This window comes from Deltaproteobacteria bacterium GWC2_55_46 (assembly GCA_001595385.3).
GTDB lineage: Bacteria > Desulfobacterota > GWC2-55-46 > GWC2-55-46 > GWC2-55-46 > UBA5799.
Genome location: LVEI03000001.1, coordinates 644419 through 668547, shown reverse-complemented (window position 1 = coordinate 668547; position 24129 = coordinate 644419). Strand labels below are relative to the sequence as shown.

The window sequence follows — 24129 nt, the reverse complement described above, 5'->3', positions numbered from 1 at the left end:
ATGATATTCAGATGTTCCTGCCGACTACAAAAAAAGAGATGGACTCCCTTGGCTGGGACCGTCTTGACGTTATCCTCGTAACAGGCGATAGCTATATAGACTCTCCCTTTGTCGGAGTAGCCATTGTCGGCAAGCTTCTTCTTGCGGAAGGTTTTAGGGTCGGCGTCATAGGCCAGCCTGATATCTCAGGCGCTGATATAACCCGCCTCGGCGAGCCAAGGCTCTTCTGGGGCGTCTCCGGCGGCTGTATCGACTCGATGGTGGCCAACCGGACCGCAACGGGCCGCCCGCGTAAGAGCGACGACTATACCCCCGGCGGTGTAAATAACCGGCGCCCCGACCGGGCCTCTCTCGCGTACGCCAACCTCATTAGACGTTTTTTCAAGAATACCCGCCCGATAGTACTCGGTGGCGTAGAAGCGAGCCTCCGCCGTGTCGCCCATTACGATTTCTGGACCAATAGCGTTAGAAGGTCTATCCTCTTTGACGCCAAGGCCGACTACCTCCTTTACGGCATGGCTGAGCGTTCAATAGTCGAGCTTGCCGGATGCCTTAAGGATGGAGGCGACCCACGGGGCATCCGCGGACTCTGCTACATATCAAAAGAGCTTCCAGATGATTGTATCGAGCTTCCGTCTTATGAGGACTCGGCTAAAGACAAGGATGCTTTTACGAGGGCGTTCCAGATATTCTACAACAACAACGATCCCGCCACAGCCAGGAGGCTCTCACAGAGGCACGACGTCCGCTATCTCGTCCAGAACCCCCCGGCCCTGTACCTGTCCCGGGAAGAGCTTGACCGGGTATACGGCCTCAGGTACGAGCGCGACCTCCACCCGTACCACCGCAAAGACGGCGAGGTAAAGGCCCTGGAGACTATCCGTTTCTCCATTTCCACTCACCGGGGATGCTACGGCGAATGCTCCTTTTGCGCCATCGCCGTGCATGAAGGGAGAAGGGTGAGGAGCAGGAGCAGGGCATCTGTCATCGCCGAGGCGAAGGAGATCGTCAGGCACCCGTTGTTCAAGGGCAGGATACATGACGTGGGCGGGCCGTCTGCGAATATGTACGCCTCCGGCTGCGAGAGGATGGAAAAACAGGGCTGCTGCCCGAAGAAGAGCTGTATCTCGCCAAAGGTCTGCCCGCTCCTTCATCCCGGCCACGCGGAGCAGGTGTCGCTTTTGAGGGAGCTTCGCTCGATCGACGGTGTCAAGAAGGTGGTCGTGGCATCTGGCATCAGGCACGATATGGTGCTCGCTGATAAAAAAGACGGCGAGAGATATTTGAAGGAGCTTGTATGCAACCACGTCTCCGGGCAGATGAAGATAGCTCCGGAGCATTCGGAGGCGGGAGTACTTCAAAAGATGGGGAAGCAGGGCTCTAATAGCGCCGCCCTTATAAAGTTCAAGGAGCTTTTTTACAGGTTTACGAAAGAGGCCGGGATGAAGCAGTTCCTTTCATACTACCTTATGGCAGCCCACCCAGGCTGCACCGACGGCGATATGAAAAAATTGAGGGAGTTCGCGTTGAAAGAGCTTGGTACGGTCCCTGAGCAGGTACAGGTGTTTACGCCCACACCGTCGACCTATTCGACCCTTATGTACTGGACAGGGCGCGACCCGTCTACAGGCGATACCTGTTTTGTGGAAAAGAGCGACAAGGGCAGGGAGAGGCAGAAGTCGATACTTACAGGCCCGGATATAATGAAACGGAACGATAAGCGACATACACAAAAGAGATGGCGTTAAAGGGGTATGGCATCCGGCGGCGATAAAATGAAAGCCCCAAACCCTGCCTGCTTTGTAGACCCTCCATTGACTATGGCACTACCTCGATAGTGCCTTCCATTCCGTGTTCCCTGTGGCTTTTAAGCAAGAAGAATTTCTTGTCGCAGTAGAAGGTGAGCTGTCCGCTTTTGGCGGGGGTGAAGCGCAAAGTCGTGGGCTCCCTTTCAAGCCTCACCGATATATCTATTCCAGCTTCAGGCGACTTTAAGACGAAGTTGTGCGGTATGATGGCCGATTCGCTCTTTAAGACAAGCTCAACAGGCACGCCTGCTTTCACTACTATGCGGCCGGGCCTGAAAAAATAGCTTCCGCCGGTTATCTCCACCCGTTGTACGCCGGTAGCCCCAATCCTGGAGATGTATGTCTCGACCTCCTTTGAGAGGAGCAGGGCCGGCAGGCCTATGAAGAGCAGCAAGAAAGGAAGCGCGCGCCGCATGGGTCCCTCCCCCTGTACTTAGACATTATTCCAAGTATAGCAGAAGGGAGCGGAGGCTATTTTTTAAAAGCCGATATTACCCTTAGTAGCGCCTCTTCGAGGACCTTCCTCGGGCATGCGAGGTTCATCCTGTAGAAGCCCTCTCCGCCAGGGCCGAATATGCGGCCAGGGGTCATGGCGACCCTGGCCTTTGCAAGAAGCGTATCTTCGAGCATGGCGTCTGTAAGTTCTAATCCGTTGAAGTCGAGCCAGCCGAGATAGGTGCCCTCCATATCAGCTGCCTTCACCGCTGGGAGCTTCTCAGTAACGAGTTCCCGCATCAATAGATAGTTGCCGTGCAGGTACGGGATAAGCTCCTCGACCCATTCGTCGCCATTTGTGTATGCGGCCTCCGCGGCTACCATGCCCAGGATATTGGGCTTGTTTATTCCCGCCTTCGTAAGGGCAAGGTCAAATCTTGAATAGAGCTCCTCGTTCTGGATTATCACGTTCGCCACATGAAGCTCCGCGATGTTGAAGGTCTTGCTCGGGGAGGTGCATGTTATAGTTATCTTCGCAAGCTCATCCGAGATGCTCGCGGTAGGCGTGTGTGTGAAGCCGGGCATGATGAGGTCCGAATGGATCTCATCTGATACGATGAGGATATCGTTTTCAAGGCAGATATTGCCAAGGGCCTCAAGCTCTTCTTTTCTCCAGACCCTGCCAACAGGGTTATGCGGGCTGGAAAGTATCAGCATCCTTGTCTGCCTGTCTATGAGTTTTTTGAGCCCTTCAAGGTCCATGGCGTATTGGCCGTCAACGCATTTCAAGAGGTTGTTCGCGACCACTCGAGCGTTGTTGGCCACGACAGCCCTGAAAGGGTGATAGACGGGGGGCTGTATGACGACCTTATCCCCCGGCTCGGTGAAGGCCTGGACCGCGAAGTTAAGGGCAGGTATGACGCCGGGGGAAAACCTCATCCACTCCCTTTTGACCTGCCAGCCGAACCTCCTGCCGAGCCATCCGGCAAGGCAAGCGTAATAGCTTTCAGGCACGACAGTATAGCCGAAGATGCCGTGTCCTGCCCTTTTGATTATGGCATCCGTTATGAACCCCGGGGCCATGAAGTCCATGTCGGCTATCGACATGGACTTCATGGCCCTGACTTCATCCTTCATGTCATAGTGGTCCCACTTGACGCAGTCGGTGCCTGTACGGACTATCAATTTGTCGAAATCGTATCTCACTTCTTTCTCCTGACCCCTTTGGTCGCCTCGGCCTGAGTGGGGTCGTCAGGCCAGTAGTGTTTGGGGTATCGCCCCTTAAGCTCTTTTTTTACCATTTGGTAGCTCCTGGCCCAGAAGCCGGCGAGGTCGTTCGTTACCTGCACAGGCCTCCCGGCTGGCGACAGGAGGTGCAGGAGAACCGGATGCCCGGCAACAGCCGGGGTCCTGTCCAGCCCGAATAGCTCCTGCAGCTTGACCTTCAGCACGGGGCGCTCGCCTGAATAGTCTATCGCGATCCGCGACCCGCTCGGGACGATGATATGCATAGGTGCAAGCCTCTCAATCGTTTCGCGCTCTTCCCATGTGAGGATGCTCAGGATAATCGCCTTCATGTCGAGTTTTTTAAGGTGCTCAAGGCGCGTCATCCCGTCTATCCAGGGCCCAAGCCATTCTTTTATATCGGCTAAAAGACGCCCCTCCGAGAGGTCCGGGAATTTTTTGCCCGTTTCACCGCTTATCCGGTTTAAGAAACCAACCCTTTCCCGGAGCGCCTGTGAAGCCCTCTCCCACGGGAGCGCGTTAAGTCCATTAAGCTTGACCCCGTTGATAAAGGCGTCGAGCACCTTTCCCGTGTCAGGGGCTTGAAGTTGACTGTCTGATAACAGAAGCTCCCAGAAGTGTTTCTGCCTTCGCGCGCTAACGCACCTCTGGGCCTGGTCCCATTCGACGATATCCCGCTCCTCGATATCTTCTTTGAAGTATTCTTCGAGGTCTGACAATGACAGAGGCGCGGCAAGGTAGACGCGGGATTCCCTTTCACCTCCGTCAAGGCTCGCGGCAACTATGTACTCTTGACGGAGTGCGGAGGCAGGAAGCAGCGCGCCCCTGCCGTTGGCAAGCAGATAGCGACCCTCAGTCTCTCCTCGTCTTTTGGCTATCCTGTCCGGATAGGCGAATGCGAGGAGAAGCCCCGCCTTGTCGGAGTCCTCATCTTTTTCTCTGATGCCAAGCTGTCTTCTTATCTGAGCTGCCGCTGCCCGCACCCTTTTTAACGCTGACCTGTCTATGTCGACTCTACCTTGACTGTCATCGCCAGACAGCACTTCCAGCCGGTGCCGTATATCCTGGTTACGGTCAGCTAACCCTGTCTTTACGAAGTCACGCTCGGTCAGGAAGGCGGCGATGGAAGAGGCGATGCTTCCAAGGCCAAGCTCGCGCCCCTTTATGACCATGTGGGCCAGCCGGGGATGGAGCGCAAGGCGCGCAAGCTCCCTTCCGTGCGCTGTGGCAGCGCCTGTCTTATCGATAGCGCCAAGATGATAGAGAAGTTCTTTAGCCTGCGACATGGCCCCCGCCGGGGGAGGGTCAAGCCAATTTAGTTTTTCAGGGGCCGCCCCCCAGACAGAGAGCTCAAGGGCGAGTGGGGCAAGGTCGGCCTCCATTATCTCCGGCGTGCTCTTGTCCTTGAGGCCGGAGTTTTCAGTCTCCTGCCAGAGGCGTACGCATAGGCCGGGCCCAAGCCTTCCGGCCCTGCCGCACCGCTGTTCAGCCGAGTCTTTAGTTACGCGCACCGTCTCAAGGCTGCTCATCCCGATAGAGGGGGAGAAGCGGGGCACGCGCTTTAATCCGCCGTCTATTACAACCCTTACGCCGTCAATGGTTATGCTCGTCTCGGCTATCGATGTAGCAAGGACCACCTTCCTTTTACCTTCGGGCGAGGGCCTTATGGCCTGGTCCTGCGCCTCCTTTGACAGCTCGCCGTAAAGCGGGATTATAACGGTATCGGCGGGGATCTCTCTTTCCATCAAGGCCGCGGCTACGCGTTTTATCTCGCCGCTTCCGGGAAGGAAGACGAGGATGCTTCCCGTTCCTTCCATCAAGGCCTTCCATACGGCCCCAGCCACCCTTGATATGAAATCCGGGCCTGTCGATGTGTACGCTCGTCCGCTCCCCACAGTTTTAGACATGTAACGCACCTCGACCGGGTATGCCTTGCCCATGCTCTTTACCACAGGCGCGCCGCCGAGCAGAGCCGAGACCTCTTCCCCGTCGAGTGTGGCGGACATGATGAGGATGCGAATGTCATCCCTCAGGAGCGACTGCGACTCAAGGGAGAGGGCCAGGCCAAGATCGGCGTTGATGCTCCTTTCATGAAACTCGTCGAATATCAGGAGCCCTATGCCTTCAAGGGCCTGGTCGCTCTGCAAAAACCTCGTGAGTATGCCTTCGGTGACGACCTCTATCCTTGTCGATGGCCCGATAGAGCTATCGAGCCTTGTGCGGTATCCGATGGTCGCGCCGACATCTTCTCCGATGAGCTCTGCCATCCTTATTGCCGCCGCCCTTGCCGCCAGCCTCCTCGGCTCAAGCATGATGATGCGCCTGCCGTCGAGCCACGGCTCATCAAGGAGCGTCAGGGGGATTAGCGTTGTCTTGCCGGCGCCAGGCGCGGCCTCTACTACCGCGTTCCTCCCTTTACAGAGCGCCATGCGTATATCAGCTATCGACCCTTTTATCGGGAGGTCGATGCTATCAAGGATCGATTTCAGTCCGTTCATATGAAATTTTTATCACAAAAGCGGGACGGCCAGAATTGAAATTTAAAAAGACGGGTTTTAATCCATTCCGGCATATTGGGGGAGCAAGGGTGTGTTGTGTCGCGTAGTAACGTACAAGATAAGAACCTTTTTTCCCGCTGCCAGGCCAAAACCCTTGACAGGAGCGAGGCCGAATTGGGATAATATCCAGGGCTTTTTCTACTAAATACTTTATAAATCAAGCTTTTTCAGGGATTCCAGCCCTCAGAGGGTCTTTATTATGATACAGATGTTCCATGTGTCGAAGAGTTATGAAGGCTCTACCCCAGCGCTCTCCGATGTTACCCTTAAGATAGGCAAAGGCGAGTTCCTCTTTATAACCGGGCCGAGCGGCGCCGGCAAATCAACACTGCTTAAGTTGATGTGCGGCTCGGAGGCGCCCACCCAGGGGCAGATAATCCTGGACGGCAGGAACTACGTTAGAATACCTCAGGCCGAGCTCCCTTCTTTAAGGAGGAGGATCGGTTTCGTATTCCAGGACTTCAAGCTCCTCCCAAACAAGACCGTATTTGATAACGTAGCGCTGGCGTTGAAGGTCATGGGTGTGGCCCCAGCGGATGTAAGGAGGCGGGTGGCGAGGATGCTTACCTATGTGAAGCTCCAGCACAGGGCGAACTTCAAGCCCCTGCAGCTCTCCGGCGGGGAACAGCAGAGGGTCGCCATCGCGAGGGCGTTGGTAAAGGACCCGGCCATAATACTCGCTGACGAGCCCACTGGAAACCTTGACCCTGAGCTATCGGTACAGATAATAGAGCTCTTCAAGGAAGTCAACAGCCGCGGCACTACGGTTGTCGTGGCTACTCATGACAAGGGGCTCATCGAGAGGTACGCGAGGCGCACCGTCGCCCTTGAATCCGGGAGGCTGGTATAATGTCCAAGGCAGGCTCCGCGGATATCCTCTATATCGTGACCGACGCCATAGGCTCCTTGAAAGAGAACAAGGTCACGACAGCCCTTACATCTCTGACCCTTGCTTTTTCTCTCGCCATATTCTCGCTCTTCGTCTTCATCATCACTAACCTGAACGGCGTCATAGAGGGCTGGGGAGAGAAGACCCAGGTCATCGCCTATGTAAAGGACGCCGGGACCGTTGCTCCCGATGTCCTTCGGAACAGGATACTCGAGATACCCGGCGTAAGCGTGGTCGAGTTCGTATCGAAGGAAAAGGCGCTCGACGAGATAAGGGCGGAGCTAAAAGGATATGAGGGTATCCTTGAAGGCGTTGACTCCAATCCGCTGCCCGCTTCTTTCGAAATAAAAGTAAAGGACGAGTTCAACGACCCCGCCAGGCTCGCCTCGGTGGTAGGCGTTTTGAAGGCCCAGGAATGGGTAGACGAGGTCCAGTACAGCAGTGAATGGGTCGAGAAGCTCGCGTCGCTGGTCAGGTTTGTAAAGATGGCGGCGGTCATAATCGGGGCCTTCATAGCCCTGGCTACCCTCTTTATCATCTCCAATACGATAAGGCTTGCCGTATACGCGCGGAGCGCCGAAATAGAGATAATGAAACTCGTTGGCGCGTCCGATATGTATGTGAAGGCGCCTTTTGTCATAGAAGGCATGCTGCAGGGCCTTTTGGGGGGTCTGCTGGCCATGGGCGCGCTCGCGGCCGGCAGGGCGGTGCTTATAGGCCACGTCCCTGCCTACCTGAGGTTCGCTCTCGAGATGCCATTCCCGGCCCCTCTTTTTCTCCTTGCCCTCGTCCTCTCGGGCATGGCCATGGGGGTGGCTGGAAGCCTCGTCTCCATGAACAGGTTCCTCAAGGTATGAAGCTGCTCGTCGCCTCCTGCCTCGCGTTCTTATTTCTTCTCACCCCGGCCTTCGCCGAAAAGAGCCCGAGACAGGAGCTTTTAAAGAAAGAGAAGAGCCTCGAGGACGTAAAACGCCAGATACGGGAAGAAAAAAAGAGCATAAAGGAGATAGCTGCCAGGGAGACAGGCATCCTCGACGACCTTGAGGGGCTCAACCGGGAACTGACGATAAAACGGGAAGAGCTCAAGGGCGTGAAGGAGACCCTCAGCGGGATAAAAAAGGAATTCGACCGGGTGAGCGTCGAGATATCAAGGCTCGAGGCGAGGAAAAAAAAGCTCGCCGAGAGGCTTTCCGCGCGCTTAAGGGCCATGTACAAGGTCAACAGGGGCGAGGCGATGGAAGTGCTCTTCTCCTCTGACGCGTCGAATCTCGGCAGGAGGCATAAGTACCTGACCATGTTAATGGACATGGACGCAGAACTTATAGAGGGGTATTCGAATACCATCACGAGCCTCGCTGGTGAGAAAGAGAAGAAGACGTCGCTTGTAGCGGGGCTTGAGTCAGCCAGGGCCGAGGCCGCCTCCAGGGAGAAGGAGACGGAGGCTGTTCAAAAGAAAAAACTCGCCATCCTCAACGATGTAAAGCAGGAGAAGAGCAGGAGGGAGCGGGTAGTAAAAGAGCTTGAGCAGGCCGCTGCCGACCTTTCCAGGCTGGTCGACAAGCTCCGGTCCGCCGGGGAAGAGGCCCCGCCTCCCGCAGGGACCGGCTTCGCCTCGATGAAAGGCAGGCTCCCCATGCCGGTCGCAGGCAAGGTCGTCTCTTTCTACGGAAAGGTAAGACACCCCAAGTTCCAGACAGTGACCTTCAATAACGGAATAACCATAGAGGCGCCGCTGGGAGAGACGATAAAGAGCGTCTACGACGGCAAGGTCATCTATGTCGGGTGGCTCAAGGGGTACGGCCAGGTGATGATAATAGACCACAAGGGCGGCTATTATACCCTTTTCGCCCACCTCGGAAGGGCGCTCATGGAAACCGGCCAGGAGGCGGCAAAGGGGGCGGATGTCGGCCTCGTCGGGGACTCTGGCCCGGAGGGCAAGGCCGGGCTTTACTTCGAGATACGCCAGAAGGGGGTCCCCAGGGACCCTATGGGCTGGCTTTCCGCAAGATGATTATTTTTTGTTTTAAGACCCGATTAATTTGATATAATTAAAAAGCTGCGTCTCAGAACGTCTTTTTTTATCTGCGGCAAAAAAAAGGAGGGCTTTAATGACGAAGATCTTCAACCCCAAGCTCCTTGGAGGGGCTTTAGCCATAATAGCAGTCCTTTCGTTCTCTTCATGGGGCATATCCCAAAAGGCTGTCCCGGTCCCTGGCAACACCTACGAAAGCTTGAAGATTTATACCGACGTGCTGGGGATAGTGCAGGATAACTATACCGAGGAGGTAGACTCCAAGGAGGTCATCTACAATTCTCTCAAGGGCATGGTCAAGAGCCTCGACCCGCATTCAAGCTTCCTTACCCCCGATGAGTACAAGGAGATGCAGGTAGACACAAAGGGCGTCTTCGGAGGGATCGGCATAGAGCTGGGGTTGAAGGAGAACGTCCTTACGGTCGTCGCCCCCATCGAGGATACCCCTGCCCACAAGGCGGGCCTGCTCGCCGGGGACAGGATAGTTAAGATAGGGGACAAGAGCACCAGGGACATGCCCCTTTCCGAGGCCGTGAACCTCATGAGGGGGCCAAAGGACACCCCCATTACCATATCTATCATGAGGGAAGATTTCGATTCCCCAAGGCCCTTCACCCTGACGAGGGCGATAATCAAGGTCAAGAGCATCAAGTCCAAGATGCTCGACGAAGGATTCGGGTATGTGAAGATAACCCAGTTCCAGGAGCGCACCACCGAGGAGCTCGACAAGGCATTAAGGGAGCTCGCTTCCAAGACCGACGGCGGAAGGCTCAAGGGATTGATACTCGACCTGCGGAACAACCCTGGCGGACTCCTGCAGGAGGCGGTATCGGTGTCGAACGAGTTCCTCGACTCCGGGCTCATCGTCTATACGAAGGGCAGGGTGGCGGGGCAGAACATGACCTTTAGCGCCGACACATCGAAGACGCAGCCAGATTACCCGATGATAGTGCTCGTGAACAACGGAAGCGCTTCAGCCTCTGAGATAGTCGCGGGCGCCCTCCAGGACCAGAAGAGGGCGATGATACTCGGCGTTACGACCTTCGGCAAGGGCTCTGTCCAGACCATAATACCGCTTGCCGACGGCTCGGCGGTGCGCCTGACCACCTCCAAGTACTACACCCCTTCCGGCAGGTCCATCCAGGCGAAGGGCATAGAGCCGGACATAGTGGTCGGGCAGGCGCCAAAGGGACACCTCAAGGAGGCGGACCTTGAAGGCCACCTGGCCGCAGAGGGGCCTGAGGTAAAGACAGAGGTAAAGAAGGACGAGAAGAAGGAAGTGGAAAAGATAAACGCGGCACCCACGGATACCCCCAAGTCCGGCGCAGTTGAAGACATCCAGCTTAACAGGGCCGTAGAGTACCTCAAGAGCTGGTACATATTCAGGGGCACCATGCAGAAGGTAAGCTGAGGAAACGTAAAAAAATAAACAAGAGCGAGGCCCCGGAAGGGGCCTTTGCTTATGAGGGATAGAATATCTTTATGGGAAAGAAGAGGAAGAAGGTAAAAGGCTGGTGGATGCTCGCAGCGGGCTTTGTGGCAGGAGCGGCCCTCGTTCTTGTCGCGCTCAAGTTCATGGGCGGCCTTGAAAGCCCGGAGCCTGAGGCTCCCAGGGTAAGCCTTCCCAAGCCGGTTGAGGTTGCCCCTCCAGAGATAGTAACCGTGCCTCCGGCCGAGGCGCCTCCTGAGATGCCTGTCCCGTCCATAGTCGCGCCAAAGCCAAAGCTTGCCATCGTCATAGACGACATGGGGCCTGATATGAAGAAGCTCAGGGATATTATCGCTGTCGGAGAACCGATCTCCATAGCCGTTATGCCGGATACCAGGTTCTCGAAGGAGGTCTCGAACGAGGCCGGTTCAAAAGGCCTCGACGTCCTTGTCCATATGCCAATGGAGCCAAAGGACCCGGCAGGCCACGACCCTGGGGTAGCCGCGCTTCTTGTCGAGATGACCCCCGAGGAGATAGCCATAAGGGTTGAGGCCGGCCTTAAGGCCGTGCCTGGAGCCATAGGCCTCAATAACCACATGGGCTCCAGGTTCACCGAGGACGAAGTGAAGATGAGGGCTGTCCTCAAACTGATGAAGCAGAAGGGGCTCATATTCCTCGACAGCCGCACCACCTCCGCTACCGTCGGCGGCAGGCTTGCGAGGGAGCTTAAGGTAAAAAGCGCCGAGAGGAACATATTCCTTGATAATAAAAGGGAGGTGGCCTATATCAAGGGGCAGCTCATGAAAGCGGCCCGGATAGCCAGGAAGCGCGGAAAGGCAGTGGCGATAGGCCACCCTTACCCGGAGACCATCGAGGCGCTGAAGGAGGCTCTCCCTGGGCTTCAAGGGGTCGAGATAGTGAGGGTATCAGAGGTGGCCGAGTAGGAGCTACTTACAAGCCATGGATAGTATTTTCCTGGCGAAATAGCGGAAAACGGCCCTGGAAATTAAAAGAATTGTTTCTTATAAAAAAGCTTGACACGTATTATTTAAGCTGGTAGTATGGCGGCAAATTCTACAAAGGGATTCTTATTTGCAGTATGTGGGCTGTGTTATTGTCAGTCAGGGCCGTGGAGAGTGACGCAGTAACTCGCCACGGCTTTTTATATGCTGCAAGAGAGTACCAGAAAACAAGGAGGCACGGTAAAAAATGGCAAGAGGCAGAGTGAAGTGGTTCAATGACACCAAGGGTTTCGGGTTCATCCAGCAGGAGTCGGGTGAGGACGTATTCGTCCATTACACGGCCATCGGCGGAGAGGGTTTCAAGACCCTCAAGGAAGGCGAGGAAGTCGAGTTCGAGATAACCCAGGGCCCCAAGGGGCCTCAGGCCTCAAACGTGGTGAAGGTGGCCTAAGCCACCTTTCCCAGAGGCCTGGAGAAATCCAGGGCTTTGTTCCTGAATACCCCCTCCTGCCATGTGCAGGAGGGGGTTTTTAAACGCCCGGAATACCCTATGGCATCCTTGTATTTAAAATTTTGTTCTGATAATATATTATATTAGCTTTGTATTCTTGATCGGCTGTCTCAGGGCTTAAATACCGGCCCGGGAGCCGGTAGCGAGGCCTATTTGAACCTAAACAGGTATCTTTCAGAGAAGGTAGAGGTCATAAACAGAGGTCTCAAGGAGCTTTTGCCGAGGGAGGATGACTACCCTCAGACGCTCCACAGGGCCATGCACTACAGCCTCTTCGCCGGAGGCAAAAGGATAAGGCCGGTCCTGGTGCTCGCCGCCTCTGAGGCTGTTGGCGCCGACCCGGCTGCCGCGCTTAATTGCGCCTGCGCCTTCGAGTGCATACACACCTATTCGCTTATTCATGACGACCTGCCAGCCATAGACAATGACGACCTCCGAAGGGGCAGGCCCACCTGCCATCGCGCCTTCGGCGAGGCGGCTGCGATCCTTGCCGGAGATGCCCTCCTTACGGTGGCCTTCGATATGATCGCGAGGACCGAGACCAGGAATAGGGGCGCTATCGTAAAGGTCATCCAGGAGCTCGCCAAGGCCGCGGGGTCGACCGGCATGATAGGCGGGCAGATGGTAGACATCGAGTCAGAGGACAGTGATATACCTTTCCCTGTCCTCGAGTACATACATATACATAAGACAGGGGAGCTCATACTCGCGGCCATAAGGTGCGGGGCGATACTCGGAGGCGCGTCCAAAAAAGAACTTGGCGCGCTCTCCAGGTTCGGGAAATCCATAGGCCTTGCCTTTCAGATAGCCGACGACATCCTCGATGTCGAGGGGTCGTCAGATGAGATGGGCAAAAATACCGGCGGGGACGAGAAAAAGGGCAAGGCCACTTACCCCTCCCTCATAGGGCTTGACGAGTCCAGGAAAAGGGCCTCTGAGCTGGTCGAGATGGCCCTTGGTTCGCTTGCCGATTTCGACGGGAAGGCCGACCCTCTAAGGGCCATAGCACGCTACATCATAGCGAGAAGAAAGTAGGTAGACAGGGTGAAAAAACTCCTGGACAGGATAGAGGCGCCCAAGGACATGAAGGCCCTGGCCCCCGAGGAGCTCGTAGAGCTCGCCGCGGAACTTAGAGAGCTTATAATAGAGACCGTATCGGACAAGGGCGGCCATCTGGCTTCAAGCCTGGGGGCCGTGGAGATAGCAATCGCCCTTCATTACGCCCTCGATACGCCTGAGGACAAGATAATATGGGACGTAGGCCACCAGGCATATGCCCATAAGATATTGACAGGCAGGAAGCGCGAGTTCACTACACTCAGGCAGTACGGAGGCATAAGCGGCTTCCCCAAGCCATCTGAAAGCCCCTTCGACGCCTTTATAGCCGGACATTCCTCTACATCCATTTCCGCCGCTCTCGGCATTGCCTCGGCCCGCGACCTCGGCGGCGCGGACTATAAGGTAGTCGCCGTAATAGGCGACGGCTCTCTTACGGCCGGGCTCGCCTTCGAGGGGCTCAACCAGGCCGGACATCTCAAGAAGAACCTCATCGTCATCTTGAACGACAACGAGATGTCGATATCCAAGAACGTCGGCGCCCTCTCCCAGTTCCTGAGCCGCAAGCTCACGGGCAGGTTCGCCACAAACCTCAAGAAAGACGTGGAGAGGTTCATAAAGTCGATCCCCCGGATAGGCGGCAGGCTCTTTGAGATAGCAAGGAGAGCGGATGACTCGATCATAACGCTCCTTACCCCTGGCATGCTCTTCGAGGGGCTCGGCTTCCATTACATAGGCCCCATCGACGGACATGATATAAACGCCCTCGTCGCCTCGCTGAACGACGTATCGACTATCCAGGGACCGGTGCTCCTGCATGTGCTTACACGGAAGGGAAAGGGCTATCTCCCGGCTGAGGCCGACCCGGCCGCCTTCCACGGCGTCGGGCCGTTTGTAAGGGAGACCGGAAAGTCGAAGAAGGCCTCGAAGCCTTCCTATACCAATGTCTTCAGCTCCGCATTGCTTGAGATCGCCGAAAAGGACAGGCGCGTTGTTGCGATAACCGCGGCGATGCCTGAGGGCACGGGCCTTTCGACCTTTGCAGAGAGGCACCCTGAGAGGTTCTTCGACGTAGGGATCGCCGAGCAGCACGCGCTCACCTTCGCGGGGGGTCTTGCCAAGGAAGGGTTTGTACCTGTGACGGCCATATACTCCACCTTCCTGCAGAGGGCCTATGACGAGGTCGTCCATGACGTCTGCATTCAGAAGTTGCCGGTGGTGATAGCCATTGACAGGGCCGGTATAGTAGGGCAGGACGGGCCGACGCACCACGGCATCTTCGATATCTCGTACCTGAGGCACATCCCGAATATGACAGTATCGGCCCCAAAGGACGAGGACGAACTCAGGCACCTTCTTTATTCTTCGGTCCAGTACGGCACTCCGGCGTCGATAAGATACCCGAGGGGCGCGTGCCTGGGGGTCGATACCTCCGGCCCCATGAGGCTGATACCTGCCGGAGAGGCCGAGGTATTAAGGACGGGCAAGGACGCCACCATCATCGCGCTTGGCACGATGGTCGGGCCCGCCATGGAGGCAGCGCTCAGCCTTGAGAAGGCAGGGATTCATGCAGGCGTAATAAACGCGCGCTTCGTGAAGCCGCTTGACGCGGGTTGCATATTGAAGGCGGCCGCTTCTACAGGCTGCCTCGTAACGGTCGAAGAAGGCGCGCTCCAGGGCGGCTTCGGGGCCGCGGTGCTTGAACTGCTTGAAGAGCGCATGGTCACCATACCGGTCAAGAGGCTGGGCGTGCCGGATGAGTTCATAGAGCACGGCACTCAGGAAGAGCTCCGGGAAAGGCTGGGGCTTACCGCCGGGGGCATCGAGGCCGCGGTACGTATCTTTGCCGCAGGTAAAAAGAGCGTAAAGATGGCTTTTTGAGGTGGAGATAAAGACAGGGAAAAAAAATAAAAAGCTCAGGATAGACAGCCTGCTTGTTGAAAAGGGGCTGGTCTCAAGCCGCGAGAGGGCGCAGGCACTCATAATGGCCGGCAAGGTCCTTGTAGCCGGTCTGATTGTCGATAAACCGGGCAAGGAGGTCGACCCGGAAGCTCTATTGTCATTGAAAGAGGACCTTCCGTTCGTAGGGAGAGGCGGGGTAAAACTCGAAGGCTTTTTGAAGAGCACAGGCATTGATGTCACTGGCCTGGTCGCAATCGATGTCGGGGCCTCGACCGGCGGCTTCACCGACTGCCTCCTTAAGCGAGGGGCCAAAAAGGTCTACGCGATAGATGTTGGGAAGGGCCTCATAGACTCCAGGCTCAGGGCAGACCCAAGGGTCACGGTCCTTGAGGAGAAGAACTTCAGATATCTCGATCCCTCCGAGGTCGGCGAACCGGTTGACCTGGCTGTAATAGACGTCTCGTTCATATCCCTTGAAAAGATATTGCCCAAGACTATTGAATTCCTGAAGGAAAAAGCTACTGTGCTCGCCCTCATCAAGCCTCAGTTCGAGGTCGGCAAAGGGCAGGTCGGCAAGGGTGGGATAGTGAGGGACACGGCAAAGCACGCCGAGGTGATTGAAAAGATAGCGAGGTTCTCGGAGGACCTTGGTTTCAAGGTTGTCGAAATAGGGGATTCGCCCATCTCAGGCACAAAGGGCAACAAGGAGTTCTGGATAAGGCTTGAGACCTCGACCGACTGAAATTATCGCAAGACACTCCTCTGGTATCATCCTCCTGCTCAAACCTGAGAACCCCTGAAACTCCAAGGAGTCAAATCATGTTCGTTATAATGGAAAAGAAAGAGCTGGCGCACACGGTCTACCAGTTCAAGATAAAGGCCCCTTCCATAGCCAGAAAAAGGAAGGCCGGGCAGTTCGTCATCTTGAGGCTCAATGAGACTGGCGAGAGGTTCCCTCTTACCATACTCGATTCCGACACTAATAGCGGCACCATCGACATCATAATCCAGGAGGTCGGCAAGTCTTCAGCCATGCTCGGCAACATGGGCGTGGGCGATTCCATCCTTGACGTGGTCGGCCCGCTCGGCAAGCCAACCCGCATAGAGAACTTCGGTATAGCGGTCTGCGTTGGCGGAGGCATAGGGACCGCCCCGGTCTACCCGATAGCGAAGGCCATGAGAGAGGCCGGGAACAGGGTGGTCTCGATCATCGGCGCGAGGAATAAATCGCTACTCATACTCGAAAAGGAGATGAGGGAGGTGAGCGACGAGCTTCATGTCGCCACAGACGACGGCAGCTACGGCCACCATGGCTTTGTCACCCAGGTGCTACAGAACCTCATAGACGGCGGCATGAAGATGGGCTGCGTAGTTGGCATAGGCCCGGTGCCCATGATGAGGGCCGTTAGCAACGTTACCAGGCCGTACAATATACCGACGGTCGTGAGCCTCAATCCCATAATGGTCGACGGCACCGGCATGTGCGGCTCCTGCAGGGTGACCGTCGGCGGCAAGACACAGTTCGTCTGCGTCGACGGCCCGGAGTTCGATGGCCACCAGGTCGATTACGCCGAGCTTATCCTTCGTAACAGGAGCTATCTTAAAGAGGAAAAGCTCGCTATGGAAGAATTGACCTGCCACGAAGGCGTAAAGTGTTACGATAGGAAGTAGGCTGGGAGCATTGCGGGGGTCTGGGGAAAACCTCTTGTAACCCTTTCAGTATGCTTCTTCTACGATGATAAAAGGTGAGTTTCAGATGGATATGGACCCGAAAGAGATCAAAGAACGGATGAAGATCCCAAGGCAGCCCATGGCTGAGCAGGACCCGGCCGTGAGGGTGACCAATTTCCATGAGGTGCCGTTCGGCTACACCCCTGAGCAGGCGATGGAAGAGGCCAGGAGGTGCATCCAGTGCAAGAAGCCTCTTTGCGTCGGCGGCTGTCCGGTGAATATAGACATACCGTGGTTCTTAAGGCTCATCGCCGAGGGCAAGTTCCTGGAGGCGGCGAGGAAGATAAAGGAGACTAACGGGTTGCCGGCGGTCTGCGGCAGGGTCTGTCCGCAGGAGGACCAGTGCGAGAAGGTCTGCGTCATCGGCAAGAAGAACGACCCGGTTTCAATAGGCAGGCTTGAGAGGTTTGTGGCGGACTATGAAAGGGAGCATAGTGAAGTCTCGATTCCTGAGATCCCAAGGTGGACCGGCAAGAAGGTGGCTGTTGTCGGCGCAGGCCCCGCCGGGTTGACTGTCGCAGGCGACCTCGTAAAGAAGGGGCACAAGGTCACTATCTTCGAGGCGTTGCATATCGCCGGCGGGGTGCTCATGTATGGCATACCCGAGTTCAGGCTCCCCAAGAAGATAGTCCAGTCAGAGGTAGAGTACCTGAAGCGCATGGGCGTTGAGATCGTCCTCAATGCCGTAGTTGGAAAGCTCGATACCGTGGACGAGCTATTTTCCTCGGGATATGACGCCGTATTCATCGGCTCCGGCGCGGGACTACCAAACTTCATGAACATCCCCGGAGAGAACCTCATAGGGGTATATTCCGCGAACGAATTCCTTACAAGGGTGAACCTCATGAAGGCGTACCTGTTCCCCGAATATGACACGCCGATCATCCGCGGAAAGAGGGTGGTCGTCATAGGCGCGGGCAATACCGCTATGGACGCGGCGAGGACAGCCCTGAGGCTCCGTCCGGATGAGGTATCTATCGTCTACAGGCGTTCGAGGGAGGAGATGCCGGCCAGGATCGAGGAGATACACCACGGCGAGGAGGAAGGGCTTGAATTGAAGCTCCTTACCCATCCCAGGAGGTTCATAGGCGACGACGACGGCAGGCTCAAGGCAATAGAGTGCGTGAGGATGGAGCTTGGCCCTCCGGACGAATCGGGCAGGAGGCGCCCTGTCGAGGTCCCTGGCTCAGAGTTCACAATAGAGGCCGATGTAGCGATAATATCGATCGGCAACGGCGCGAACCCGCTTATACCCCAGACTACGCCCGATATAAAGGTGAACAGGTGGGGCAATATTTCGGCTGACGCTGATACCGGAAGGACGAGCAAGAAGGGCGTTTTCTCCGGCGGAGACATCGTAAGGGGAGGCGCCACAGTCATCCTCGCCATGGGGGACGCCAGGAGGGCGGCAAACTCCATAGACGAGTACCTTACGACAGGCGTCTGGTAACAGTGATGTGTCTTATGGAGGAGCGGCAAGAACGCCTTCCCCCTTGCCTTACGGTATGCCTCCCTGATTGTTATTGCCTCTGCAATCTTTCATGTGTTAAGAATGACTGATATACAGATCAAGGACGTGTGATGGCAACGAAGATACTTTTTGTCTGCGTCGGGAATACGTGCAGGAGCCAGATGGCCGAAGGCTTCGCCAGGCGCTACGGCCAGGGCAGTGTCGAGGTGCGTAGCGCAGGCACATCCGCGGCGGGGTACGTGAACAGGAGCACCATCGAGGCGATGAACGAGGTGGGCATAGACATCTCCGGGCAGGCCTCGACCCAGGTCACGGACGAGCTTATCGAGTGGGCTGACGTGGTAGTAACGATGGGCTGCTGTCCGGCAGCGGAGTTGTGCCCCAAGGGCTGCAGCGCAAAGAAGTACGACTGGAAGATAGAGGACCCGCTCGGCAGGCCATGGGAAGTGATGCGGCGAGTAAGGGATGAAATAGAAAAGAAGGTCAGGGAGCTTATACTTGCAGAAGGCGAACCAGTCCAGGATCCTCGTCGTTGACGACGAGCACGACATTCTGAACCTTCTTGAGTACAACCTGAAGAAGGCAGGGTTTCAGGTCCTCCTGGCCAGGGACGGCCCGGAGGCGATAGAGTCGGCCAGGGCCAACATGCCGGAGCTTGTGCTCCTCGACATAATGCTCCCTGACATGGAGGGGACCGAGGTCCTCAAAAGGCTCAAGTCCAACGATACCACCCGTTCCATCCCCGTAATAATGCTCACAGCCAAGGGCGAGGAGATCGACAAGATAATCGGATTCGAGCTCGGAGCTGAGGACTATATCACAAAGCCCTTCAGCCCCAGGGAGCTTATCCTGAGGGTCAAGGCGGTCTTGAAGCGCACATCTGAAAGACCTCAGGACGAAGAAGGAAATCGTCTCATATCATTCAAGGACATTTCCATTGACCTCTCAAGGCACAAGGTGCACTCGGGAGGCAAGTTGATAGAGCTATCCTCTACAGAGTTCAATCTATTGAGAGAGCTTATGCAGGCCAGGGGCAGGGTCTTGAGCAGGGACGCCATCCTGGACAGGGCATGGGGGCAGGACTGCTACGTGATACCCAGGACGGTCGACACGCATGTAAGAAGGCTACGCTCGAAGCTCGGCAAGGCCGGAGATTATATCGAGACCGTAAGGGGCGTGGGCTACAGGTTCAGGGAGGAATAGGAGAGCGGTATATGGCAAAGACCCTGATACTCGAGACCATAGCCCGTGAGATGCGCACAGGCATCATCGTCCTTGGCAAAAAAGGCGCCGCGCTTTACGCGAACCCGTCTTTTACCAAGTTCTTTCCCGTAGAGGGCGGCGTAGAAGGCAGAGCTGTTGCGGAGATCATCAGGAACGAGCCGCTCCTCAAGGCGATAGGCGGCTTTCTTGAGAGGCGCCGCGGAAGCACCGAGAATATCGAGATAACCGAAGGGCAGAGGTTCTTCAGCGTCCGTCTTGTCCCCTTGAAGGAGAGGGCCGCGTTCAGCCTGCTCATCTTCCTCCAGGATATAACCGAAGAAAAAAGGGTAGAGACGATAAAAAAGGACTTCGTCGCGAACGTCTCGCATGAGCTCCGCACCCCGTTGGCCTCTATCAAGGGCTATTCCGAGACCCTCCTTGACGGTGGCATGGACGACAGGGAGACGCTCCGCGAGTTCCTCCGCATAATAGACAGGCACGCAACGAGGATGTCGAGGCTCATAGACGACCTGCTGACGCTCTCCAGGCTCGAATCCCATCAGATGACCATAGTCTCCGCCCCTGTCGACATGAAGGAGCTTGTGCATACCATAATACCCGGTTTTGAGAAGCAGGCCAGGGACAAGGGCATTGCGATCTCTTCGGCCATCCCTGAAAAGCTCCCCAAGGCCCTCGGCGACCACGACAGGATCGAGCAGGTGCTCGTGAACCTCCTTGATAACGCGATAAAGTACACACATTCGGGCGGAGCAGTAAGCGTTTCCGCCGAGAGCGACAACGGCAGTGTCAGGATCGAAGTCAAGGATACCGGCATAGGCATCCCTGCGGCGGATATCCCGCGGATATTCGAGCGTTTTTACAGGGTGGACAAGGCCCGGAGCAGGGAGCTTGGCGGCACCGGCCTCGGTCTTGCCATCGTAAAGCACATCATACAGGGGCATAACGGCAAGCTCCATGTCGAGAGCAGGCCAGGCAAGGGTTCCACCTTCAGCTTCTCCATCAAGGCCTGCAAGTAAGCCACTTTCAGCAACCTGCTAATTATCCGGAATATACCCTTTTCCTTGAATTATGTTATAATCCGCCGGTTACCTTTTTCTTTATCAGGCTGTTGAAAAACAGCCTGATAAAGCAATCCATGGATGGATTGCCAAATTGCGAGACTTGAAAAGCCGGGCAATTTGTAAGATTTGGACTGATTCACTCAGGCCAAATCGTAGTTGAAAAAGTCCTGGATGGACTTTTTCAACATCCTGTTAGACTATGGCGATAATACAAGTAGAAGACCTCGTCAAGAGATATAACGGCACCGAAGCGGTCAAGGGTGTTTCCTTCAATGTGAAGGAGGGGGAGACCTTCGGCTTTCTGGGGCCCAACGGCGCCGGGAAGACCACGACCATCAATATCCTCTGCACCCTCCTTGGCTTCGATTCAGGGTCGGCCATCGTAAACGGCTACGACTGCAGGCGGCAGGCCCATCAGGTGCGCTCATCGATCGGGCTGGTCTTTCAGGAGGTAACCCTCGACAACGAGCTTACGGCCTACGAGAACCTCAAGTTCCACTGCTACATGTACAACATGGAGACGAGGCTCACCGAGGAGAGGATAGGCGAGATACTTGAGGTCGTTGGCCTCGCCGACAGGCGCGACGACCTGGTGAAGAAGTTCTCGGGCGGCATGAAAAGGCGCCTTGAGATAGCAAGGGGGCTTCTCCACAGGCCCAGGGTTTTATTTCTGGACGAGCCGACCCTCGGCCTCGACCCCCAGACAAGGGTAAACGTATGGGAGTTCATAAGGAGCCTTAAGAAGGCCGAGGGCAATACCGTCTTCATGACGACCCATTACATGGACGAGGCAGACGTCTGCGACAGGATAGCCATCATAGACAGGGGGCAGATAATCGCCTGCGACAGCCCGGACGGTCTTAAAAGCGCCCTGCGGGGCGATACCATCTACCTTAAGACCATCGATAACGACCGGGCGGCATCAGAGATAGAGGTTAAGCTCGGTTTAAAGCCCAAGAGGATAGAGGGGGGGCTCGCCTTAATGGTAGAGGCCGGAGAAAAGTTCATCCCCAGGCTCTTCGAGAGGCTCGAGGTGGGGATAATCTCCGTGAACCTCAAACGCCCCAGCCTCGAGGACGTCTTCATCAACCTTACGGGCAGGGAGATCAGGGAGTATGCCCCCCAGCAGAGGTTCAGGGGCTAGGGCTTAGGGCGATAGAGAAGACAAGGTTGAAATTTTTAAGGACTATGCAAGCGGAATGAAAATACTATCATATAAAGCTATTTACGTAATAACCTTAAGGGAGTTTAAGAGGTTTTTCAGGCAGAAGGGAAGGCTCGTCGTCACTGCCGCGCGCCCCCTTATCTGGCTCTTTATCGTTGGTTCCGGCTTTACCAGATTGATAGATACGACCGACGGGGTCCAGTATATCCAGTTCATACTCCCCGGCATCGTGGGGATGACCATACTCTTCAGCTCCATCTTTTCGACCATCTCTGTCGTCTGGGACCGCGAGTTCGGATTTCTGCGCGAGATGCTCGTCGCCCCGGTATCAAGGGTCACGATAGTATTCGGCAAGCTCCTCTCAGGCACCGCGCTTTCGGTATTCCAGGGGGCGGTCCTCCTCATCGTGGCGCCGTTTCTGAGCCTGGACGTCGGCGCCCTTGATTTCATCCTGATGCTGCTCCTTATGTCGCTGGTCGCTTTCGCCATAACGGCCTTCGGCTTGTTCATTGCCTCTTTCCTCGCTTCCCTCGAGGGCTTCAACGTGATAATGAACTTCATAGTGCTTCCGATGTTCTTCTTGAGCGGCGCCCTTTACCCGGTCGGGTCGCTGCCGGAGTATATAAAGGTATTCGCCTTCATAAACCCGCTCTGCTATGGGGTCGATTCCTTCAAGCACATACTCCTGCCTGGGCAGGGGAGGCTTATGGCAGAGTTCCCCATAGCCATCGACATAGCCTTCGTGGCGGTCTTCGCTCTTATCTTTACCTTTGCCTCGGCTTTCATGTTCGAGAGGAGGAAATGAGCAAAGGAAAGCTTTTCGTTGTCGCTACTCCCATCGGGAACCTTGAGGACGTTACACTGCGCGCCCTGAGGGTCCTGAAAGAGGCGGGGCTCATAGCGGCTGAGGACACAAGGCACACCAGGCGGCTCCTGGACCATTACGGGATAGATACCCCTCTTACGAGCTACCATGAGCACAACGAGAGGGAAAAATCCGGTTATCTTGTCGGGAAGCTCATGGAGGGCACGGATATAGCGCTTGTTTCGGACGCGGGCACGCCGGGGATATCAGACCCTGGCTACAGGCTTATTAAGTCGGCTGCCGAAAGCTCGGTAGATGTAGTAGCCATACCCGGCCCTTCGGCTATCATCTCGCTTGTGAGTGTGGCTGGCCTCCCGACGGACGAGTTCACCTTCGCCGGCTTCCTCCCGGAGAAGGAAGCCGCGCTAAAGGAGTATCTGTCCGGCATTTCCGGACGGGCCCGCACATTTGTCTTTTATGAATCCCCAAGGAGGCTCAAGGCAACTCTTGAGGCCATGCTGGCAATACTGGGAGATATCCAGGCGGCCGTTGGGCGGGAGCTTACGAAGGTGCACGAAGAGGTGCTGAGGGGGAGGATAAGCGAGATACTGGCAGAGCTTGGAGATAAAGAGGTAAGGGGAGAGATAACGCTCGCCGTCCGTACGGAGGATGCGGCAAAGGGGGACTTCAGGCCCGCGCTTGAATCGCTTCTCGCGACGGGAGCAAAATTGAACGACGCGGTAAAGGCGATAGCAAAGGACTTCAGCGCTCCAAGGGCAGAGGTCTATAAAGAGGCTCTATCAATCAGGGAGAAGACAAGAAAAGGATAAGGCGATGATGAGATTCCTGTTTGGTTTGATAATCGGGGTGCTGGCGCTCGCGGCCTTCCTCTACTTCGGCGGCCCAGAGTATCTTAAGGCCTTCGGCAGCAAGACCGAGCAGGCCGGTACGAAACTTGAGAAGTACGAGAAAGAGATAAAGAGCACCGCTAAAGAGGCCAAAGAGGTCGTTGGCGATACAGCCGAGACTGTGAAGGAAAAGGCCGGAGACGCCAAGGAGTCTATCGGCGCCGCCATAAACAAGGCCAAAAAGGCGGTGGCAGGCGCGAACGAGAATACGGATGAAAAGCAGAGGGAAGCGGAAAAGGATTAGCATCAGTGAAAAAATATTTTGCGGTCATTGCGAGCAAAGCGAAGCGATCTTGTCTCTGTAATGGCTTAGTGATTGCTTCGCAAAAAATGCTCATCGCTATGACAGTCACGGACTTTTTGCGGCAGCCTGTCAGGCCTCAGGCTTGAAGTAGAACGGGAATGTAAGCCTTATCGGCTCTGTGCCGACATAGAGGTCGTCTATCTGCAGATTGATCTTCTTAACGTTCTTTGAAAGGGCCCTGAATATAAGCAGCTTCGCTGTCCGCTGGCCGGGCCTGAGCGTCACATCAAGGTCGTAGAACCTGCCCTTTATCTCTTCCAGCCCTTCCATGTCATCGAGTGAGTACAGGTCGGTATAGTCGAGAGGCCTCAGGAAATCAAAGGCGTCATTGGTGAGTACCGTCAGGTTCGGCTTGTATATTACCGTCTTGCCGGAAGTGTTCTCTATCGAGAGGGCTATGAGTATGTAGCCCTTCTCAACGAGCGCAGAGAGGAGCTTCGAGGTCTCTTCCCCTTTTTTCACCTGCCGCGCTGACATCCTTATGAAGCTCGTGTCTATAACGCCGGATCCCGCGTCGACCTGATAGCCCTTCGGCCCGATGGCCTCAGGCGCAAGGTAGCCTACCCTGGGTTTTGGCTGGCAACCAGCTGCCATAATGACGGCAAGGAGCATGATTAAAAATCTCAGTCTCAT

The 24129-nt window shown here is 55.8% G+C and carries 23 protein-coding genes; 19 read left to right on the top strand and 4 right to left on the bottom strand.

Features of this window, described 5'->3' with window-relative positions:
- Positions 1-11: 11 nt before the first annotated feature.
- Positions 12-1748, top strand: a complete 1737-nt coding sequence (locus A2V21_303180) for a YgiQ family radical SAM protein (protein OIJ73353.1) — start codon at positions 12-14, stop codon at positions 1746-1748.
- Between the two features lie 70 nt (positions 1749-1818).
- Here the strand turns inward: A2V21_303180 and A2V21_303175 are convergent, their stop codons facing one another.
- From A2V21_303175 to A2V21_303165, 3 genes are read right to left on the bottom strand one after another with little or no spacing between them, the layout of a single operon-like run.
- Complete coding sequence (locus A2V21_303175) at positions 1819-2223, bottom strand: quinol oxidase (GenBank protein OIJ73352.1); 405 nt, start codon at positions 2221-2223, stop codon at positions 1819-1821.
- A gap of 56 nt (positions 2224-2279) precedes the next feature.
- Positions 2280-3449, bottom strand: coding sequence for a cystathionine beta-lyase (locus tag A2V21_303170; protein ID OIJ73351.1), 1170 nt, complete (start codon positions 3447-3449; stop codon positions 2280-2282).
- Entirely contained in the window at positions 3446-5986 is a 2541-nt protein-coding gene (locus A2V21_303165) for an ATP-dependent helicase HrpB (GenBank protein ID OIJ73350.1), read from the bottom strand. Before A2V21_303165 ends, A2V21_303170 begins: the two co-directional genes overlap by 4 nt.
- A gap of 259 nt (positions 5987-6245) precedes the next feature.
- Here A2V21_303165 and A2V21_303160 point away from each other — a divergent pair, with 259 nt between their 5' ends.
- The 18 genes from A2V21_303160 to A2V21_303075 all read left to right on the top strand — a co-directional run bounded on the left by A2V21_303160 (position 6246) and on the right by A2V21_303075 (position 23436).
- The gene (locus A2V21_303160; protein ID OIJ73349.1) at positions 6246-6896 is read left to right on the top strand and encodes a cell division ATP-binding protein FtsE; all 651 of its coding nucleotides are present in this window, start codon (positions 6246-6248) and stop codon (positions 6894-6896) included.
- Positions 6896-7792, top strand: a complete 897-nt coding sequence (locus tag A2V21_303155) for a hypothetical protein (protein OIJ73348.1) — start codon at positions 6896-6898, stop codon at positions 7790-7792. The genes A2V21_303160 and A2V21_303155 overlap by 1 nt, the downstream gene beginning before the upstream one ends.
- A complete protein-coding gene (locus A2V21_303150) occupies positions 7789-8946 on the top strand; it encodes a hypothetical protein (GenBank protein OIJ73347.1) in 1158 nt (385 codons plus the stop codon). The genes A2V21_303155 and A2V21_303150 overlap by 4 nt, the downstream gene beginning before the upstream one ends.
- A gap of 97 nt (positions 8947-9043) precedes the next feature.
- The gene (locus A2V21_303145; protein OIJ73346.1) at positions 9044-10378 is read left to right on the top strand and encodes a peptidase S41; all 1335 of its coding nucleotides are present in this window, start codon (positions 9044-9046) and stop codon (positions 10376-10378) included.
- Positions 10379-10449: 71 nt separating this feature from the next.
- Complete coding sequence (locus A2V21_303140) at positions 10450-11340, top strand: hypothetical protein (GenBank protein OIJ73345.1); 891 nt, start codon at positions 10450-10452, stop codon at positions 11338-11340.
- Between the two features lie 265 nt (positions 11341-11605).
- A complete protein-coding gene (locus A2V21_303135; GenBank protein ID OIJ73344.1) occupies positions 11606-11809 on the top strand; it encodes a cold-shock protein in 204 nt (67 codons plus the stop codon).
- A 213-nt stretch (positions 11810-12022) separates the two neighbouring features.
- Positions 12023-12904 carry a polyprenyl synthetase gene (locus A2V21_303130; protein ID OIJ73343.1) on the top strand — a complete coding sequence of 294 codons (882 nt, stop codon included), beginning with the start codon at positions 12023-12025 and terminating at the stop codon, positions 12902-12904.
- Between the two features lie 48 nt (positions 12905-12952).
- Positions 12953-14806: a 1-deoxy-D-xylulose-5-phosphate synthase gene (locus A2V21_303125; GenBank protein OIJ75032.1), complete on the top strand. Its 1854-nt coding sequence runs from the start codon at positions 12953-12955 to the stop codon at positions 14804-14806.
- A gap of 1 nt (position 14807) precedes the next feature.
- Positions 14808-15569, top strand: a complete 762-nt coding sequence (locus A2V21_303120; protein OIJ73342.1) for a hypothetical protein — start codon at positions 14808-14810, stop codon at positions 15567-15569.
- Between the two features lie 77 nt (positions 15570-15646).
- Positions 15647-16498 (top strand): ferredoxin-NADP reductase, encoded by an 852-nt coding sequence (locus tag A2V21_303115; GenBank protein OIJ73341.1) that lies wholly within the window; start codon positions 15647-15649, stop codon positions 16496-16498.
- Between the two features lie 91 nt (positions 16499-16589).
- Complete coding sequence (locus A2V21_303110; protein ID OIJ75031.1) at positions 16590-18008, top strand: glutamate synthase (NADPH), homotetrameric; 1419 nt, start codon at positions 16590-16592, stop codon at positions 18006-18008.
- A 131-nt stretch (positions 18009-18139) separates the two neighbouring features.
- Complete coding sequence (locus A2V21_303105; protein ID OIJ73340.1) at positions 18140-18565, top strand: hypothetical protein; 426 nt, start codon at positions 18140-18142, stop codon at positions 18563-18565.
- Positions 18528-19232: a DNA-binding response regulator gene (locus A2V21_303100; GenBank protein OIJ73339.1), complete on the top strand. Its 705-nt coding sequence runs from the start codon at positions 18528-18530 to the stop codon at positions 19230-19232. Before A2V21_303105 ends, A2V21_303100 begins: the two co-directional genes overlap by 38 nt.
- A gap of 11 nt (positions 19233-19243) precedes the next feature.
- On the top strand, positions 19244-20269 hold the full coding sequence (locus A2V21_303095) for a hypothetical protein (GenBank protein ID OIJ73338.1): 1026 nt from the start codon (positions 19244-19246) through the stop codon (positions 20267-20269).
- Positions 20270-20513: 244 nt separating this feature from the next.
- Positions 20514-21458: an ABC transporter ATP-binding protein gene (locus tag A2V21_303090; GenBank protein OIJ73337.1), complete on the top strand. Its 945-nt coding sequence runs from the start codon at positions 20514-20516 to the stop codon at positions 21456-21458.
- A 55-nt stretch (positions 21459-21513) separates the two neighbouring features.
- Entirely contained in the window at positions 21514-22284 is a 771-nt protein-coding gene (locus A2V21_303085; GenBank protein OIJ73336.1) for a hypothetical protein, read from the top strand.
- Positions 22281-23114: a 16S rRNA (cytidine(1402)-2'-O)-methyltransferase gene (locus tag A2V21_303080; GenBank protein ID OIJ73335.1), complete on the top strand. Its 834-nt coding sequence runs from the start codon at positions 22281-22283 to the stop codon at positions 23112-23114. Before A2V21_303085 ends, A2V21_303080 begins: the two co-directional genes overlap by 4 nt.
- Before the next feature lie 4 nt (positions 23115-23118).
- Positions 23119-23436, top strand: coding sequence for a hypothetical protein (locus A2V21_303075; GenBank protein OIJ73334.1), 318 nt, complete (start codon positions 23119-23121; stop codon positions 23434-23436).
- A gap of 129 nt (positions 23437-23565) precedes the next feature.
- Here the strand turns inward: A2V21_303075 and A2V21_303070 are convergent, their stop codons facing one another.
- Positions 23566-24108, bottom strand: a complete 543-nt coding sequence (locus A2V21_303070; protein OIJ73333.1) for a hypothetical protein — start codon at positions 24106-24108, stop codon at positions 23566-23568.
- Positions 24109-24129: the final 21 nt, after the last annotated feature.

Coding starts and splice junctions, on each gene's coding strand:
- A2V21_303175 (OIJ73352.1), bottom strand. CDS start 2,223: ATGCGGCGCGCGCTTCCTTTCTTGCTGCTCTTCATAGGCCTGCCGGCC.
- A2V21_303155 (OIJ73348.1), top strand. CDS start 6,896: ATGTCCAAGGCAGGCTCCGCGGATATCCTCTATATCGTGACCGACGCC.
- A2V21_303160 (OIJ73349.1), top strand. CDS start 6,246: ATGATACAGATGTTCCATGTGTCGAAGAGTTATGAAGGCTCTACCCCA.
- A2V21_303070 (OIJ73333.1), bottom strand. CDS start 24,108: ATGCTCCTTGCCGTCATTATGGCAGCTGGTTGCCAGCCAAAACCCAGG.
- A2V21_303135 (OIJ73344.1), top strand. CDS start 11,606: ATGGCAAGAGGCAGAGTGAAGTGGTTCAATGACACCAAGGGTTTCGGG.
- A2V21_303105 (OIJ73340.1), top strand. CDS start 18,140: ATGGCAACGAAGATACTTTTTGTCTGCGTCGGGAATACGTGCAGGAGC.
- A2V21_303095 (OIJ73338.1), top strand. CDS start 19,244: ATGGCAAAGACCCTGATACTCGAGACCATAGCCCGTGAGATGCGCACA.
- A2V21_303075 (OIJ73334.1), top strand. CDS start 23,119: ATGATGAGATTCCTGTTTGGTTTGATAATCGGGGTGCTGGCGCTCGCG.
- A2V21_303145 (OIJ73346.1), top strand. CDS start 9,044: ATGACGAAGATCTTCAACCCCAAGCTCCTTGGAGGGGCTTTAGCCATA.
- A2V21_303110 (OIJ75031.1), top strand. CDS start 16,590: ATGGACCCGAAAGAGATCAAAGAACGGATGAAGATCCCAAGGCAGCCC.
- A2V21_303150 (OIJ73347.1), top strand. CDS start 7,789: ATGAAGCTGCTCGTCGCCTCCTGCCTCGCGTTCTTATTTCTTCTCACC.
- A2V21_303140 (OIJ73345.1), top strand. CDS start 10,450: ATGGGAAAGAAGAGGAAGAAGGTAAAAGGCTGGTGGATGCTCGCAGCG.
- A2V21_303085 (OIJ73336.1), top strand. CDS start 21,514: ATGAAAATACTATCATATAAAGCTATTTACGTAATAACCTTAAGGGAG.
- A2V21_303125 (OIJ75032.1), top strand. CDS start 12,953: ATGAAGGCCCTGGCCCCCGAGGAGCTCGTAGAGCTCGCCGCGGAACTT.
- A2V21_303090 (OIJ73337.1), top strand. CDS start 20,514: ATGGCGATAATACAAGTAGAAGACCTCGTCAAGAGATATAACGGCACC.
- A2V21_303115 (OIJ73341.1), top strand. CDS start 15,647: ATGTTCGTTATAATGGAAAAGAAAGAGCTGGCGCACACGGTCTACCAG.
- A2V21_303165 (OIJ73350.1), bottom strand. CDS start 5,986: ATGAACGGACTGAAATCGATCCTTGATAGCATCGACCTCCCGATAAAA.
- A2V21_303180 (OIJ73353.1), top strand. CDS start 12: ATGTTCCTGCCGACTACAAAAAAAGAGATGGACTCCCTTGGCTGGGAC.
- A2V21_303080 (OIJ73335.1), top strand. CDS start 22,281: ATGAGCAAAGGAAAGCTTTTCGTTGTCGCTACTCCCATCGGGAACCTT.